The organism is Halobaculum sp. MBLA0147 (assembly GCF_041361345.1).
Taxonomy (GTDB): domain Archaea; phylum Halobacteriota; class Halobacteria; order Halobacteriales; family Haloferacaceae; genus JAHENP01.
In genome coordinates this window covers 1,549,135-1,564,245 of the sequence record NZ_JBGKAD010000001.1, presented here as the reverse complement: position 1 = coordinate 1,564,245, position 15,111 = coordinate 1,549,135, and the positions used below count along the sequence as shown (strand labels likewise).

At 68.6% G+C, this 15,111-nt stretch carries 17 protein-coding genes; 6 read left to right on the top strand and 11 right to left on the bottom strand.

Going from position 1 to position 15,111, the window contains the following annotated elements; all coding sequences use genetic code 11:
* Positions 1-81: 81 nt before the first annotated feature.
* From RYH80_RS07395 to RYH80_RS07385, 3 genes are all read right to left on the bottom strand, one after another.
* Positions 82-423 (bottom strand): DUF5615 family PIN-like protein, encoded by a 342-nt coding sequence (locus RYH80_RS07395; protein WP_370903216.1) that lies wholly within the window; start codon positions 421-423, stop codon positions 82-84.
* Positions 410-685: a DUF433 domain-containing protein gene (locus RYH80_RS07390; RefSeq protein WP_370903215.1), complete on the bottom strand. Its 276-nt coding sequence runs from the start codon at positions 683-685 to the stop codon at positions 410-412. Before RYH80_RS07390 ends, RYH80_RS07395 begins: the two co-directional genes overlap by 14 nt.
* A 123-nt stretch (positions 686-808) precedes the next feature.
* Positions 809-1,972, bottom strand: coding sequence for an acyl-CoA dehydrogenase family protein (locus RYH80_RS07385; protein WP_370903214.1), 1,164 nt, complete (start codon positions 1,970-1,972; stop codon positions 809-811).
* 118 nt (positions 1,973-2,090) lie between these two features.
* Here RYH80_RS07385 and RYH80_RS07380 point away from each other — a divergent pair, with 118 nt between their 5' ends.
* Positions 2,091-2,720: a hypothetical protein gene (locus RYH80_RS07380; RefSeq protein ID WP_370903213.1), complete on the top strand. Its 630-nt coding sequence runs from the start codon at positions 2,091-2,093 to the stop codon at positions 2,718-2,720.
* A 6-nt stretch (positions 2,721-2,726) separates the two neighbouring features.
* Here the strand turns inward: RYH80_RS07380 and RYH80_RS07375 are convergent, their stop codons facing one another.
* The gene (locus tag RYH80_RS07375; protein ID WP_370903212.1) at positions 2,727-3,083 is read right to left on the bottom strand and encodes a hypothetical protein; all 357 of its coding nucleotides are present in this window, start codon (positions 3,081-3,083) and stop codon (positions 2,727-2,729) included.
* A gap of 209 nt (positions 3,084-3,292) precedes the next feature.
* Between RYH80_RS07375 and RYH80_RS07370 the strand changes: the two genes are divergently transcribed.
* Complete coding sequence (locus tag RYH80_RS07370; protein WP_370903211.1) at positions 3,293-3,568, top strand: hypothetical protein; 276 nt, start codon at positions 3,293-3,295, stop codon at positions 3,566-3,568.
* Positions 3,569-3,623: 55 nt separating this feature from the next.
* Here the strand turns inward: RYH80_RS07370 and RYH80_RS07365 are convergent, their stop codons facing one another.
* From RYH80_RS07365 to cheB, 5 genes are all read right to left on the bottom strand, one after another.
* A complete protein-coding gene (locus RYH80_RS07365) occupies positions 3,624-4,502 on the bottom strand; it encodes a CheF family chemotaxis protein (protein ID WP_370903210.1) in 879 nt (292 codons plus the stop codon).
* Positions 4,502-5,737: a HEAT repeat domain-containing protein gene (locus tag RYH80_RS07360; RefSeq protein ID WP_370903209.1), complete on the bottom strand. Its 1,236-nt coding sequence runs from the start codon at positions 5,735-5,737 to the stop codon at positions 4,502-4,504. Before RYH80_RS07360 ends, RYH80_RS07365 begins: the two co-directional genes overlap by 1 nt.
* The gene (locus RYH80_RS07355) at positions 5,737-6,564 is read right to left on the bottom strand and encodes a CheR family methyltransferase (protein ID WP_370903208.1); all 828 of its coding nucleotides are present in this window, start codon (positions 6,562-6,564) and stop codon (positions 5,737-5,739) included. The genes RYH80_RS07360 and RYH80_RS07355 overlap by 1 nt, the downstream gene beginning before the upstream one ends.
* A 280-nt stretch (positions 6,565-6,844) precedes the next feature.
* Positions 6,845-9,202, bottom strand: coding sequence for an ATP-binding protein (locus tag RYH80_RS07350; RefSeq protein ID WP_370903207.1), 2,358 nt, complete (start codon positions 9,200-9,202; stop codon positions 6,845-6,847).
* Complete coding sequence (cheB, locus tag RYH80_RS07345) at positions 9,195-10,217, bottom strand: chemotaxis-specific protein-glutamate methyltransferase CheB (RefSeq protein WP_370904677.1); 1,023 nt, start codon at positions 10,215-10,217, stop codon at positions 9,195-9,197. The genes RYH80_RS07350 and cheB overlap by 8 nt, the downstream gene beginning before the upstream one ends.
* Positions 10,218-10,466: 249 nt before the next feature.
* Here cheB and RYH80_RS07340 point away from each other — a divergent pair, with 249 nt between their 5' ends.
* Together RYH80_RS07340 and RYH80_RS07335 are read left to right on the top strand one after the other, a co-directional pair.
* Positions 10,467-10,913: a chemotaxis protein CheW gene (locus RYH80_RS07340; protein WP_370903206.1), complete on the top strand. Its 447-nt coding sequence runs from the start codon at positions 10,467-10,469 to the stop codon at positions 10,911-10,913.
* Between the two features lie 556 nt (positions 10,914-11,469).
* Entirely contained in the window at positions 11,470-12,096 is a 627-nt protein-coding gene (locus tag RYH80_RS07335; protein WP_370903205.1) for an RAD55 family ATPase, read from the top strand.
* Positions 12,097-12,159: 63 nt separating this feature from the next.
* Here the strand turns inward: RYH80_RS07335 and RYH80_RS07330 are convergent, their stop codons facing one another.
* Positions 12,160-12,678, bottom strand: coding sequence for a cupin domain-containing protein (locus tag RYH80_RS07330; protein ID WP_370903204.1), 519 nt, complete (start codon positions 12,676-12,678; stop codon positions 12,160-12,162).
* A 101-nt stretch (positions 12,679-12,779) separates the two neighbouring features.
* Here RYH80_RS07330 and RYH80_RS07325 point away from each other — a divergent pair, with 101 nt between their 5' ends.
* Together RYH80_RS07325 and RYH80_RS07320 are read left to right on the top strand one after the other, a co-directional pair.
* Complete coding sequence (locus tag RYH80_RS07325; protein ID WP_489753323.1) at positions 12,780-13,820, top strand: pantoate kinase; 1,041 nt, start codon at positions 12,780-12,782, stop codon at positions 13,818-13,820.
* A gap of 25 nt (positions 13,821-13,845) precedes the next feature.
* Positions 13,846-14,676, top strand: a complete 831-nt coding sequence (locus RYH80_RS07320; protein ID WP_370903203.1) for a 4-phosphopantoate--beta-alanine ligase — start codon at positions 13,846-13,848, stop codon at positions 14,674-14,676.
* A gap of 36 nt (positions 14,677-14,712) precedes the next feature.
* Here RYH80_RS07320 and RYH80_RS07315 read toward each other — a convergent pair whose 3' ends face one another.
* Positions 14,713-15,048 (bottom strand): NifU family protein, encoded by a 336-nt coding sequence (locus tag RYH80_RS07315; protein WP_370903202.1) that lies wholly within the window; start codon positions 15,046-15,048, stop codon positions 14,713-14,715.
* Positions 15,049-15,111: the final 63 nt, after the last annotated feature.

Below are 15,111 nucleotides of genomic sequence, written 5' to 3'. Positions count from 1 at the left end.
AAGTGTCGGGTGGGTCGTGCGTGTGCGGTGCGGGAGTGGTGGGGTAGGTGTCCCGTCGGGTCGGTGCGACCCCCGACTCGATCAGATCCACCCGTCTGGCACGTGTTCGACGATCAGTCCGTGGTCGTCGTACGCGTCGGCGACGGCTCGGACGGCGTCGACGACCGTTCCCACCTCGGGAGCGGCCTCCTGTGCGTAGTGTATCCGACCACACCGTGTGTCGATGCGGAAGAAGTCGTCGTCACTGGTGAACACGACGAGTCCGTTCTCGACGGCGTCCGCCGCGATGTCCGCGTCGGCGGCACGCGGGTCGAGTCGCTCCCGAACCGTCGCGACCGCGAAGTCGGACGCCGAACGGAACCCGGAGACGTACCGTCGCGCGACGTTCTGGTCGCACAGGAGTCGGAGTTCACTCCGGGGCACGGCTTCGATCCCGGATCGCCGACACGGCCTCCTCGCGCGACGCCTCGATCGCCGCCATCTCGTCCGAGTGCGTGTCGTAGTACTCGAGTGCCGCGTCGATCTCGTCGTCGTCGAGGTCGAACTCCACGGCGAGCTCCTCACGCGACCACCCGGCGTCACGCCGGAGTGTGCCGACCTGGTAGACGCCGATTCGTGTCCCCTCGATCCGAGGTTTCCCACCCAGTACCTCCTCCGTCGCGACGATCGGGATGGTGACGCTCATACGGACACCTTGTACCGTCTTCGGTGAAAAGGGCTCGTACGACTGTCGTCGTGAAGCGTTCGTACGACTCCCGTCGCCGGGTGTTCTCCGACGGTTCACTCGCACTTCGGTACTCTCCGATGCCTACTCGAACGCCGCGAACCCGGTCAGATCCTCGCCGAGGATCAGCGTGTGGATGTCGTGGGTCCCCTCGTAGGTGTACACCGTCTCGAGGTTCGCCATGTGTCGCATCGGGGAGTAGTCGGCGGTGATCCCGTTACCGCCGAGCATCTCGCGGGCCACCTTCGCCTGCTCGCGGGCCATCCGGACGTTGTTGCGCTTGGCCATCGACACCTGCTGGGGGCGCAACTCGCCGCGTTCCTTGAGGTCCGCCAGCCGGTACGCCAACAGCTGCGCGAGGGTGATCTGCGTCGCCATCTCCGCCAGCTTGTCCTGTTGGAGCTGGAACCGGGCGATCGGCCCGCCGAACTGTTCGCGGTCCGTCGCGTACTCGCGGGCTGTCTCGAAACAGTCCCGCGCGGCGCCGACGGCCCCCCAGGCGATCCCGAACCGCGCCTGCGTGAGACACGACAGCGGCCCCTTCATCCCCTCGACGCCCGGGAGGACGTTCTCCTCGGGGACCCGCACGTCGTCGAGGTCGATCTCGCCGGTGACCGACGCCCGCATCGACAGCTTGTCGTCGATCTCGTTGGTGGTCACGCCCGCGCGGTCCGTCTCGACGAGGAACCCGCGCACCGGCGCGTCCTCGGCCGAGGTCACCCGCGCCCACACGACCGCCACGTCCGCGATTGGGGAGTTCGTGATCCACGTCTTCGCGCCGTTCAACACGAAGCCGTCGGCGTCTCGTTCCGCCGTCGTCTCCATCCCCGCGGGGTTCGAGCCGTGGTCCGGCTCCGTCAACCCGAAACAGCCCACCGCCTCGCCGGCTCCCAACTGCGGGAGCCACTCCTCCTTCTGGGCCTCGCTGCCGAAGGCGTGGATCGGGTACATGACGAGTGCGCCCTGGACGGACGCCATCGAGCGCAGCCCGGAGTCACACGCCTCCAACTCCTGCATCAACACGCCGTAGGCGCGCTCGGAGACGTTCGGCGAGCCGTACCCCTCGAGGTTCGGCGCGTAGAATCCCATCTCACCCATCTCGGGGATCAGCTCCGTCGGGAACGTCCCCTCCTGGTAGTGGGTCGCGATCTCCGGTCGGACCTCCTCGCGGACGAACTCCCGGGCCGAGTCGCGGATCAGCCGCTCCTCCTCGGTCAGATCCGCCTCCAGGCCCACGTAGTCGAGCATACCGCGTGGTCGGGAGCGGGTGGGCAAATGCCTGTCGCAAACGTTGCCAGTTCTCCGCTGGGGGGGTGGCTGTGTCAGAAACGGAAGAATTTAATCTCCAAAATAGTCAATGTTAGTTATGTCGTTCACGGAGAAGCCAGCGCGAGTCGGCGTCCCCGTGCTCGTCGGTGTCGTTCTCGTGAGCACCCTGCTCGCCGCGCTCGCCGTCACCGGAAACGTCGGCCCGAGGAGAATCTCTGTTGTGACGTCACTGCTGTTGATCGTGGTGACGGCGACGTACGCGTACCTCACGTACGGACTCCTGCTCGAATCACGGGAGAGCCGCCGACGGGAGTCGGCACCGGTGCTGACCGTCGTCACCGAGGAGTACGGTGTCGTTCCAGAGCTACTGAATGTCGGTAACGGTCCCGCACGAGAGGTGGAAGTGACGTTACACGCGGTGAGAGCGAGTGGCGAGACGGAGACGACGCGGCTCTCGATCCGGAACCTCGGGATCGACCAGTCGTACCCGATCCTCGAGGACCCGTTCGGGAAGTTGACCGACGAGGAGGCGACGGCCTCCGACGAGTTCACCGAACTGCGTGTCACCGGGACGCTCCGTGATGCCTTCGACGACGAGGTGTCGGTCGATCTCCGGTACGAACTGTCCGAGATTGGACCCGCACCGGACATCGCACGCGGGCCGACGGCGTCGGCACTGGAGGACATCGCGGTCGAGCTCGGGCGGCTCAGGGAGTCACGAGAGTAGTCCGCTTCAGTTCGACCGCGACTCTCCGCGTGCCTCCTGTACCGCGGCGTCCATCTCTAGGATGCACTCGCTCACACGGCTCTCTGGATCGAACCGGTACCGCGAGCGGTCTCCGCGGCCGGCATCTGCGGCGACACCGAGTTCCACGAGTAGGTCGAGGTGGTCGTGGACCACGTCCCGACTCACGCCCGCGAAGTCGGCGAGTTCGGACTTGTTGAAGCTGTCTGGGTGTCCGTCGATCAGGGCATCGATCAACAGTTGTGCGTGATCGTTCTTCGTGAGATACAGCCAGCCGCTCGGCTCCTCCAACCGCCGTCGTTTCATCTCTCTGCCCTGCCACCGGTTCTGGGTTGTCTCGGACATCGTGGATCACATCCGTTCCAGCGAGGACCACACCGTACTCACTGGTCTCGATTTACTAAACGAGTCCCACTCGGCATAAGTGTTGTCGTTGTGTGCAGACAGATATGTCGATCTAGACAGACACAACGCTGCCGACGGACACCACGGTAACGATCTGTGGGTCGCTGGTACGGAAGATGTTATACCAGAGAGGATCACACTAGACGACAGTGCAGAATCCCAAGTGCCACGTGGTCGGGGTCGTGCTCCGACTCGCCGGTGCCGGGGGCGGTCGCGTCTCCACACGGACCGTCGAGGATCGGTACCCGAAGAACGTCGCCGGGACGAGCGCGGCCAACGCCGTGAGTCGGGCCTGTGCGGACCTCGACTTCCTCGATCGCAACGGCCGGGGGATCTGTATCCCCAGCGGGTACGGTGCCGACGTGACGCGGTTCCTCAGAAACGAGTGCCAGGGCAAGTACGCCGTCCTGAAGCGACACCTGTAGCGCGTAGTGTGACGGCCGCGGAGTGAGAGAGGGGATTCGATCCGACAGCGTCCGTCTACTGCTCGTTCATCGCCTCGCTGGCGATGTTCCGCCCGCGGGGTTTGAGGTTCACCTCGCGGCGTGTCCGGACCTCCTCTAAGACGTTCACCTCGATGAGGCGTTCGAAGATCTCCTCGACCCGTTCGACGTCCATGTCGAGGAACTGCGGCACGTCGAACGAGGAGACGCCGGAGTACAGCGCCATCAACACCTCGCGTTCCGACTCGGAGAGTTCGACCGCGCCGCTGGTGCGCTCCTGGTTCTGGCCGAGGTACGACTTGAGCACCGCCATCCGCCACCCCTCGCCGGAGAGGTACGTCTGGACGCTGCCACCCTCGTCGTTGGTGTGTTCCGCCTCGATCACCTGCCGCTTCTCGTCGAAGACGGTGCGTTCGGCGGTGTCGAGCGTCCCGATGTCGTCCAACTCCAGGCGGACGAAGTCACCCGACTCCAAGGCGACGGAGACCCCGTCGGCCTCCACCTTCAGGCGGGCCTTCTCCCACTCGCTGTCCTGGACGACACCACCCGCGACCGCCGGGTGGCGGGCGTAGATGACGCGTCTGTCCAGGAACGCCTGGTAGACGTTCGTCTGGAACTCCTCGTGGTTCTGCGTGGCCACCAACAGGACGTCTTCGCCCAGCCGGAAGCTGACGTAGTTCGACACCCGCCTGACCTCCTGGGTCACGTCGTGGCGGCCGCCGATCTTCGAGACGTCCGACAGCGGGATCGTCCGCTTGCCGTCGTTGCCGACGAGCACGAGCCGTCGGTTCGAGAGGACGATCCGGCCCGGCGTCCACGAGACGTCGTTGAGTGGCCGGCCGTCCTTGACGGCCTGGGCGAACCTGCCCTTGGTGTCCGCGAGCATGTACTCCTCTTGATCGTCTTGTGCTGCCATTATCGAATCCCTCCGAGCTTCGAGAGTGCCGAGAAGGCGCGTTTGCGCACCTCCGGCTCCACGTCTTCGTCGGTCATCCTGTCCAGTGTCTCCTGTGCACGGTCGCCGCCGACCTCCCCGAGGGCGTACGCCGCCCGCGCTCGCGCGCCGCTGGGTTCGTCGGCGTCCTCCAGGAGGTCGATCAGCGACGACTCCACGTACAACCCGCCGAGTTCCGTCACGCTCGTCGAGGCGAACTGAGCGGTCATCCGGTCGTCGTCCGACAGGGTCTCGACCAGCGCGTCGACGACTCGCGTCGGCGGCTCCTCGGCGTCGGTCACCCGCCCGAGGAACCAGACGGCGTTGCGACGCTGGCCAGCCTCGGTGGCCTCCTCCAACACCTCCAACAGCGGGTCGACGACGGTCTCGTCGTCGACTGCCTCCAGCTCTTCGACGATCGCCTCTCGGACCGTGTGACTCTGGTCGCGCGGGGCCGTCGACAACAGTTCGATGATCGAGAACACCGCCGCGTACCGGACTGCCTCGTGGTCGTCGTTCAACGCCGCCACCAGGTCCGGCACCGGCTCCGCACTGCCGGCGTTGCCGAGCGCACTCGCCGCGACGCGCCGGATCGCCTCGTTGTCGTCGTCGAGCATCTCCGTCAGGGCTGCCAGCGCCCGTCCGGTCGCGATACTCCCCAGCGCGTCGGCGGCCGCCGAGCGGACGCGCTCGAACTCGTCGTCGAGCCGCTCGATCAGGGCGTCGACCGCCTGCGGGTGGCCGATCCGCCCCAGCGCGTAACACACCCGCTCGCGGACCCGCGGGTCATCGTCGTCGAGTCGCTTCCGCAGCGGCGCGACGCCGTCTTGATCGCCGATCCGACCCAACGCGCTGGCGGCGGCCATCCGACACTCCGGGCGGTCGGCGCTCAACGCGTCCGCGAACGCCCGGATCGCCGTCCAGTCCGTGTCGCCGGGCTCGATGTCCGCGTCCAGCGCCGAGTCGCGGGCGATCAGCTGTTCGAGCGCCTCCTGTCCGAGGTCGCTGAGTGCGTCGACCGCCATCGCCCGCACCTCGGCGTCGTCGTCGGTCAACGCCAGGTCCGCCAGCGTCTCCGTCACCTGCGTGTCGTCGACGTCGCCAACGTCGCCGAGCATCTCCGCGGCGCGGCGCCGGACGGCGGCACTGTCGCTGGACTTGGCGCGGTCGGACAGTTCCTCCGTCTGGTTGTCTCTGGCGAGTTGGTACAGTGACATCAGTCACCTCCGCCGACGTACCGGTAGATACGGCTCCGCTTCGCGACCGGTTCGAACGCGTCGCGACACTCGGGGGGCACGCTCTCGGTCTTCCCCAACACGAGGTAGCCGCCGTCGCGCAACGCCGCCTGCAGCGTCTCGAACAGCGGCGTCTTGTACTCCGCGTCGATGTAGATCAGCAGGTTCCGACACAACAGGAGGTCCTTCTGGCCGGCCGGCTCGTCGCGGATCAGGTCGTGGGTGTCGAACGACACCTGCTCGCGGATCCGGTCGCGCACACGGAAGGTGTTCCCGTCCTGTTCGACGTACGGCTCGTAGCTGTCGAGGGGGCCGAGTTCGTCCTCGATGTCCGTCGTCCGGGTGGTCTCGTAGACGCCCGCACGGGCCGCCGCGATGGCGTCCTCGCTGATGTCGACCGCCGAGACGTTCAGCCGGCGCGCCGTGATCTCGTCGTCGTCCTCCGCGACCATCTGCAGCGAGTACGGCTCGCGGCCGTCCGCACACGGCGCGCTCCACGCCTCGACCCGGCGGTTGTCGGCCGTCAGGTCTCGCAACACGGGGACGAGGTGGTCCCACATGTCGGGGTCCCGGAAGAAGCCGGTGACGTTGATCGTCAGGGCGTCGAGCAACTCCTCGCGCTCCGACTCGTCGGACCGGAGGATCTGCAGGTACTCCGCGTGGTCGTCGGCGTCGCGCCGTTGCATCCGCGCGGAGATTCGCCGTCCGAGGTACGCCTCGTTGTAGTAGCCGGGCTCGAACGGCACCTCGTCCTCGATGTGCCGGATGACGCGGTCGAAGTCGTCGTCACCCGAACGCGTGCCGCTCATGCGCGGTCACCCCGACACACCGCTCGACCCCCCGTCACACCACACATCGTGTGCGTGTAAGTGAGGCCTCCCGCTTGTGTGTGTCGCCTCCGTCCGGCTCGTGCGGGTGTGTGTCGCCTTCGTTCGACCCGTGCGGGCGTCTCTCGCCCGATCCAGCCGGTTCTCGACCCGGACCACGTGGACGCCCCGTCGGTCCGCGTCGGTCTCGACCCGGACCGAACGGACACACCGTCGGTCTGTGCGGCCGACGCCGGTTCGCGCACGGTACGCTCGGGGGGCATCAGTACGACTCCCCCAGCGTCTCCACGTCGAGGATGGTCACGACGTCCCCATCGCCGAGCACGGCGGTGCCGGAGAGTCCGGGGATGCCGCTGAGGATGCCTTCCAGCGGCTTGACGACGACCTCTTCTTGGTGGAGCACCTCGTCACAGTGGAGCGCAACCGGCCGCTTCTCCTCGCGGATCCTGACCAACATCCCGTCGTCGCCCTCGTCGCCGAGTTCGAACCCGTCGTCGCCGGCTCCGGCGTCGGTTCCCGCCGTCCCGTCGCCGCTCTCGGGTCCGTCGCCACCGGCCGTCCCGCCGCCGAGCGCCGACAGCTCCGTGTCGTCCGTCGGCGGCCCGGCGTCCGGGTCGCCGCCGTCGGCCGCCGCGGGCGTCGGCGAAGCCGTGCCGGCGTCCGCCTGCAACACCTCGCCGAGACGGATCACCGGGTAGATGTCGCCGTCGTGCCGGACGACCTCGTCGCCGTTGACCACGTCCACGTCGCCCGCTCGCGACACCTCGGCGATGTTCTTGATCGGGACGCCGTACTCCGTCCCGTTCACCTCGACGAACATCACGCGGACGATGGCCACCGTCACCGGCAGCCGGATCTCGAAGCGGCTCCCCTCGCCCGGCGTCGACTCCAGCGAGACGGAGCCGTCGAGTTCCTTCACCGTCGTCCGCACCACGTCCATCCCGACCCCGCGGCCGGAGACGTCCGTCACCTCCTCGTTCGTCGAGAAGCCGGGGTGGAAGATCAACTCGCGGGCCTCGCTGTCCGCCATCGCCTCCACCTCGGCCTCCGTCTTCACGCCCTCGTCGACGGCCTTCTCGCGGAGTGCGTCGGCGTCGATCCCCGCGCCGTCGTCTTCGACGACGATGTTGACGTGGTCCCGCTCGCGGGTGGCCGTGAGTTCGATCGTCCCCGTCTCCGGTTTGCCCGCCGCGACCCGTTCCTCGGGTGGTTCGATCCCGTGGTCGACCGCGTTCCGGAGGATGTGGACCAGCGGGTCGCGGATCTCCGTCAGGATCGTCCGGTCGAGTTCGATGTCCCGGCCCTCGATCTCGAAGTCGACCTGTTTGTCCTGGTCGCGAGCGAGGTCCCGCACCAGCCGCGGGAACGTGTCCACCACGGACGACAGCGGGATCAGCCGCATGTCCATCACCGTGTTCTGGAGGTTCGACGAGATCTTGTCGAGTTCGTCGAGGTTCTCCGAGTCGATCCCCGCCTCCTCCATCTCGCGGCGGAGTTTGATCCGGCTCGTCACCAACTGCTCGACGAGTCCGTAGAGGTCGTCGAGCTGTTCCACGTCGACGCGGATCGAGGAGATGCTGTCGGAGGAACTGGACGTACTCGACGTGCTCGATCCCCCGCTCGACGAGCCAGAACTGCCGCTCGACGTGTCCGCGTCGGACTCGTCGCCGTCGTCGCTCTCTGCCCCCGTCTCGTCGGACGCGGTGTCGGTCGACTCGTCGCCGTCCTCGGTCGCGTCCGTGCCGGTGTCGTCGGCCGGTGACGGCTCCAACACGGCGACTGCCAACTCCTCGATCTGACTGACGGCCTCCAACCCCGCCTGGACGGTCTCGGCGTCCTCGTCGCGGAGGTAGATGTCGAAGGTGTCGTCGAACTCCCCGTCTTCGACGGCGTCTCTGTCGAGGCGCGTCTCCATCGCCGGGAACGCCTCCTCGACGCCCTCCAGGACGAACATCGCGTCGACGCCCGGCATGTCCGTGTCACCGACACCGACGCTGGCGAGGTAGACGCCCTCGTCGTCGGCCGGCTCCAGCCCGTGGTCGTGGTCCCCCTCCGCCACGGTCACGTCGACGCCGTCCGCCTCCGCGTCCGACTCGTCGTCACCCGCGTCGGCGGTCGCGCCGTCTGCGTCGCCCGCGGCCGTGGCGTCCGCGTCGGCTGCCTCGTCCGCGTCGGCTCCCCCTGCGGCGTCGGTTCCCGCGTCGCCAGACGACCCGCCGGAGCCACCGCCGTCGCCGAGTTCCGCCTCGCCCTCCGCGATGGCCCGGAGGCGGTCCTCCAGCCCGTCGGGTTCGGAGGTGGTGTCCCCGGTCTCGTCGATCTCCCCGAGCATCGCGTCGAGGATGTCGACGGCCTCGAACAGCAGGTCCATCAACTCCGTCGTGACCTCGATCTCCCCGTCGCGGACCTCGTCGAGGAGGTCCTCCATCGCGTGGGCCAACTCGGAGAACTGCTCGAACCCCATCGCGGCGGCGTTCCCCTTCAGGGTGTGTGCCGTCCGGAAGATGAGGTCCATCGCCTCCGGGTCGTCCGGATCTGCCTCCAGATCCAACAGTGCGTTGTTCAGATCGGTGATCCCCTCCTCGCTCTCTCGTACGAAGGTCTTGTGTGCGTCAGACATCGGCCAGTCCCCCGACGACGCCCGCAGCGACGTCGTCTAACGGCAGTATCTCGTCCACACAGCCGGTGGCGGCGGCCCGCTTGGGCATCCCGTACACCACCGACGTGTCTTCGTCCTGTGCGATCACTCGTGCGCCGGCTCGCTTGAGCGCCTTCACGCCCTCGGCGCCGTCGTCGCCCATCCCGGTGAGTACGACCCCGACGATCGGGTCGTCGATCACCTCGGCGGCCGACTCGAAGGTGACGTTCACCGACGGCTGGACACCCTGGCCGCGATCCTCGTCGACCGTCTTCACGCGGAGCCGCCCACGGCGGTAACTCGACACCTCCAGGTGTTCCCCGCCGGCCGCGACGAGCACCTCGCCGCGGCCGATCCGGTCGCCGTCGGACGCCTCGCGGACGTCCAACTCCGTCCCCTGGTCGAGCCGGTCGGCGAAGCGCCCGGTGAACGCCGCCGGCATGTGTTGGACGACCACCACGCGGATGTCGGCGTCGGCCGGGAGCGACCCGACGACGCGTTCGACCGCGTCCGGGCCGCCGGTCGAGGAGCCGATCAGGACGGTCGTGTTCGGCTCGACGGTCACCTCGTCGTGGGTCGTGGGCTCCGGCTCCGCGTCGGCCTCCTCGGACTCGTCGGCGGCCGGGCCGCGGTCCGACACGTCGGCGTCGGCCACGGAGTCGACCAACTCGACGAGCTGGTCTTCGAGGCCGGTGACGCCGGCCGACACCTCGCCGCCGGGCTTGGCGATGAAGTCGACGGCCCCGGCGTCCAGCGCCGCGAACGTCTCGTCGGCGCCGTCCTCGGTGTACGCCGACAGCATGAGGATGGGCGTGGGCACCTCCCGCATGATCCGCCGGGTGGCCTCGATTCCGTCGACGTTGGGCATGTTCACGTCCATCGTGACCACGTCCGGGCGGAGCTCTTTCACGACGGCGACGGCCTCCTCGCCGTCCTCGGCCTCGCCGACGACGTCGACGCCGCCGGACTCCAAGGTGTCCGAGATCAACCCACGCATGAACCGGGAGTCGTCGACGACGACCACCTCTGGAGACCGACGGCGTGTCACGGCTGCTCACCCCCACGCCGCGGTGGTCGCCCCCCGTCGTCCACCCCGGACGAGGGTCGACCACCACCGGGTGACGGTGGGGTCTGGCGTCTCATGCTCACGCCTACCGGGATGCGTCTATTCAACGCTCCGATCCGATTTTCACCCCCGATAACTCGGGGGACACTGTTAACTCCGGCGGGGAAGACGAGTCGACACATGGCGACGCGACAACGCGGAGAGAGCGACGGGGGGGACAGCGACACGACACAGGTGTTGGAGTTCGGACTCGGAGAGGAGACGTACTGTCTGGACATCGCCTACATCGACGAGATCGTCGACGCGGGCGACCTCACGGCGATCCCGAACTCCCCGCGGCACGTCGAGGGCGTGATGGACCTGCGTGGCCAGACGACGACGATCATCGACCCGAAGACACTGCTGGGCGTCGAGGGCCACACCGAGAGTGAACGGATCGTCGTGTTCGACCCCGACGCCGTCGAAGACGGCGGCACCGTCGGGTGGACGGTCGACGAGGTGTACCAGGTCCGCGACGTCGCGCCCGACCAGATCGACGACGCGACGACGGCCGACGAGGACGCCGTCAAGGGGATCGTGAAAGACGACGGCCGGTTCGTCGTCTGGGTCGAACCGATCACGGAGTAGCCGGCAGTTCTCGCCGTGGGTCGCCGCGCCTCTCGACGCTCTCTCGGCACTCGCCCTCGCTGCGGCCCCCACCGTCTCGCGACGCTCTCTCGACACTCGCCACCGCGGAGCTCCTGCCGGACCGGCCGACACGTCTCGTTCGGGTTCTCGGCCGCCTCACCCCGTGGACACGGAGCGTCGGCTCCACCCGCGGCTGCCGCCCGCGCCACCAGTCTCGATACTCGCCACGACGAGCCGACACCCGGTGTGCGTTCCCCGAGTATCAGTCTTGATTTCTCGGAGAGAACGCTTATGCTCGGCCCCCGCGTCGTCTCCGGTGATGACCGCAGTCGGAACCGTCCGGGCCGGCGTGTCGTGGGAGACGCGTGGACCCGAACCGAGGGTGTGGCGGGTGTGTCACGCGACGGAGGGGTCGTGACCGGCGCGACGCGTCGCCGACGGTCCTCCAGGTCGCGCCGTCGACCGACCGGTTCGCGTTCGACCCCGTCTGCCACCCCAGAACGGGGACCGAGAGATGTGGGCAAAGGTCTTGAGTGTCCGTAATCTAATTTCACGTATGTTGGGAGACTCACCAGTGTCGGTCGACGACCTCCGGTCGGGCCAGAGTCTCCTCGTCGCCGGGCCGCCGATGACCGGCAAGTACCAGTTGCTGTTCCAGTTGCTCGGTGCGGCCGCCGACCGGGGGATCGTCGTCACCACTGGTGATCCGGCCGAAGACGTGCGTCGGGAGTTCGTCGCCGCCGCGGGGTGTGACCCGGAGGACGTGGCGGTGATCGACTGTGTGAGCAAACAGCGCGGCGCAGACGTGACCGACGACGACGTGACGCGGTACGTCTCCTCGCCGAAGAACGTCACCGAGATCGGGATGAAGTTCACCGACGTGTTCGAGCGGTTCCGCGAGTACGACGACCAGGTCGGCGTCGGCCTCCACTCGCTGTCGGAACTGCTGGTGTACCTCGACCCCGAAGACGTGTACAAGTTCACCCGCGTGCTCACCACGCAGGCCAAGAGCGAAGGGTGGATCACCGTCGCCACCATCGGTTCGACGATGCACGACGAGCAGACCTTGCACACGATGTACGAGCCGTTCGACACGGTGATCGACACCCGCGAACACGAGGGGCAGCGGCAACTCCGCGTCCGCGACGGCCGCCAGCCCGCCTCGCAGTGGTCCGACTTCTGAGTCGTCGCCGCCTCACACCACTCGCTCCGCTTCACACCACACCCGCTCGTCGTCACCGCAGTCTCACACCACCCGCTCGTTGTCCCCGTCGTCGCCGCGGACCCAGCGGCCGACCTCCGTCCCGCAGTCGTCACAGGTCGTCACGACCGCCTCCGGGTCGTCGTCTGGCCGGCCGATGCTGACGGGTGCGTCCTCGCCGCACTCGGGACACGGAGCGGTCTTCGGCTGGTCGCCGTACGACAGCGGCGCGCCCAGCGCCAGCGCCCGGACGCGTTCGCCCTCGCCGTCCTCGTCGGTGCGGTTCCAGCCACGCTGTCGTTCGCCGGGGCCGAAGCGGATCGCCTCGTTCGGCCCGACGGTGACGGTCCCCGACTCCGTCTCCCAGGTCGCGGTCCCCGACAGGACGACGAACACCTCCTCTTGAACCGAGTGCTCGTGGTACGCGAACGCGAAGCTGTCGCCCGGCGCGAGTTCGTAGTAGTTGATCGCGAGGTCCTCACACCCGAGTTCGTCCGTGAGTCTGCGCATCACCGCGGCCGGCTGGACGGCGTTGTCCACCTCGTCGACGGCGACGTGTTCCATACCTGCCCGAGCGAGTGCCACCGACAAGTAGTCGTGGGTCGGGGAACGGGGCGGCGACCGATCCGACGCACCCTTGTCCGTGGCCCCGTCACACACGGGGCGTGACGGACGACGCCAGCGCGCCGCAGCCGCCGACCGAGGCGGGTGTCGAGCGGCCGACCGAGGCAGGTGTCGGGCAGACGGACGAGGACGTCGAGTCGACGACCCGTACCGCGACGGCCGTGGTCCCGGCGCACGTGACCGCCTTCTTCGCCCCGCACCGGACGGACGAGCCGGCGACCAGCGGTGCGACCGGCGCGGGGCTCGCGCTGGCCGACGGAATCGAGACGACCGTCGAACCGCTCGCAGAGGACTCCGGCGCCGCCGAGGCCTCCGGAACTGCCGACGGAGGCGGTGGCGGAGGTGGAGGTGATACCGACGACGAGGACGACCACGATGACTCTCCGACGACGCCGCACGTCGTGACACTCGACGGCGAGCGGGCGACGATCGAGGCGGTCGAGCACACGTTGGCGACGCTGGGCGTCCCCCGTTCGCGGATCCGGGTGCGATCGGCGGTGCCGGTCGCGTCGGGGTTCGGCGTCTCCGGCGGGGCGGCGCTGGGTGCCGCCGTCGCCGCGGCGCGCGTCTACGACCTGCCGCGGACGGTCGACGAGCTGGTCGCCGTCGCCCACGCCGCGGAGGTGCGCGCCGGCACGGGCCTCGGCGACGTAGTCGGCGCCGCACACGGCGGCGTCCCGCTGCGACTCGCCCCCGGCGACCCCGACCACGGACGGGTCGACGGACTCCCGGCGCGCCCGCGAGTGGAGTACGTCAGCTTCGGCGACCGCTCGACGGCGGCGGTGTTGGCCGACGACACGACGGCGGTCACCGCGGCGGGCGAGCGGGCCCTCGACCGCGTCCGCGAGACGCCGCGTCTCCAGACGGTGTTGTCCGCCGCGCGGACGTTCGCCCGTGAGGCGGACCTGCTGGTGCCGGCGGTCGCGGAGGCGGTCGAAGCCGTCCGTGCGACGGGTGGCGAGGCGACGATGGCGATGCTCGGCGAGACCGTCGTCGCCACCGGCACCGGACTCTCGGACGCCGGCTACGACCCGACGGTGACCCGCGTCGACCCGACCGGCGTGCGACTCCGACGGCGCTAACACGCTGCCACCGGAACCGGAGCGTATGAGCGACGAGACGACACACGAGGAGGGCCCGGATCACGAGGACGCGACACACGAGGCGTCGGAGGACCACGACGACGTACCAGACCACGACGACGTACCGGACGACCACCCGCGGGCGCAGTCACTCCAGACGCGCCACCGGATCGAGGCGGGCGTCGAGAAGGGGATCACCTCCAAACAGGGACTGATCGCGGAGGGACGCGGTGAGGCGTTCGACTACCTGTTGGGCGAGGAGACCATCGACAGCGCCGACGAGGCGGCGCGTGCGGCCGCAGCACACCTCCTGTTGGCGGACCACCCGGTCGTGTCGGTCAACGGCAACGTCGCCGCCCTGGCGCCCGAGGCGGTCGTCGAGTTGGCGGCGGCGGCCGACGCCGACGTGGAGGTGAACCTCTTCAACCGGACCCGCGAGCGGATGGAGCGGATCGCCGACCACCTCCGCGAACACGGCGCAGCGGAGGTGAAGGGACTCGACGCAGACGCTCGGATCCCCGGCCTCTCACACGAGCGGGGGAAGGTCGACGCGGACGGGATCGCGGCCGCGGACGTGGTCGTCGTGCCGCTGGAGGACGGCGACCGCGCGGCCGCGCTCGGCGACGTGGGGAAGACGGAGATCGTGATCGACCTCAACCCGCTGTCGCGGTCCGCGCAGGCCGCGACCGTCCCAATCGTCGACAACGTGTGCCGTGCCGTGCCGAACGTCACGAGCTACGTCGAGTCGCTGGCGGACGCCGACGAGGCGGACCTCCGCGACATCGTGGCGTCGTTCGACGCCGAGGCGGCACTGGCGGACGCCGAGGCGGCGATCCGGCAGGGCGAGTTGTCGTAGGAGTCTGTCGTCGGAGGTAGTCCGCTCCGTCTGTGTTCAGAAGTGGTCTGCGCCGTCGGTGGAGTACTGGAGGTCGCCGCCCCGGCCGCCCTCGACGGTGGACTCGCCGACCTCGCCGGTCGAGGGGACCTTGACGACCACGTCGTCGACGTCGTCGAAGTCCATGATCAGGTCGCGTTTGATGTTCTGTGCGGTGATGTCGGAGATCCCGCAACCGGAACAGGTGCCGCCGAGTTCGACGACGACCTGGCCGGCCTCGGGGTCGGCCTCGCGGACGACGCTCGTCCCGCCGTGCATCTGGATGATGGGCATCTGCCCCACCATCCAGTCTTCGACCCGCTCCGCGAGTGTCCGGTCGTCGTCGTCGGTCATCACTCGCTCTTGCGGGGCGACGGGTTGAAAGCTTGCGGTTGCCCCGAACCACCCACCGACCGT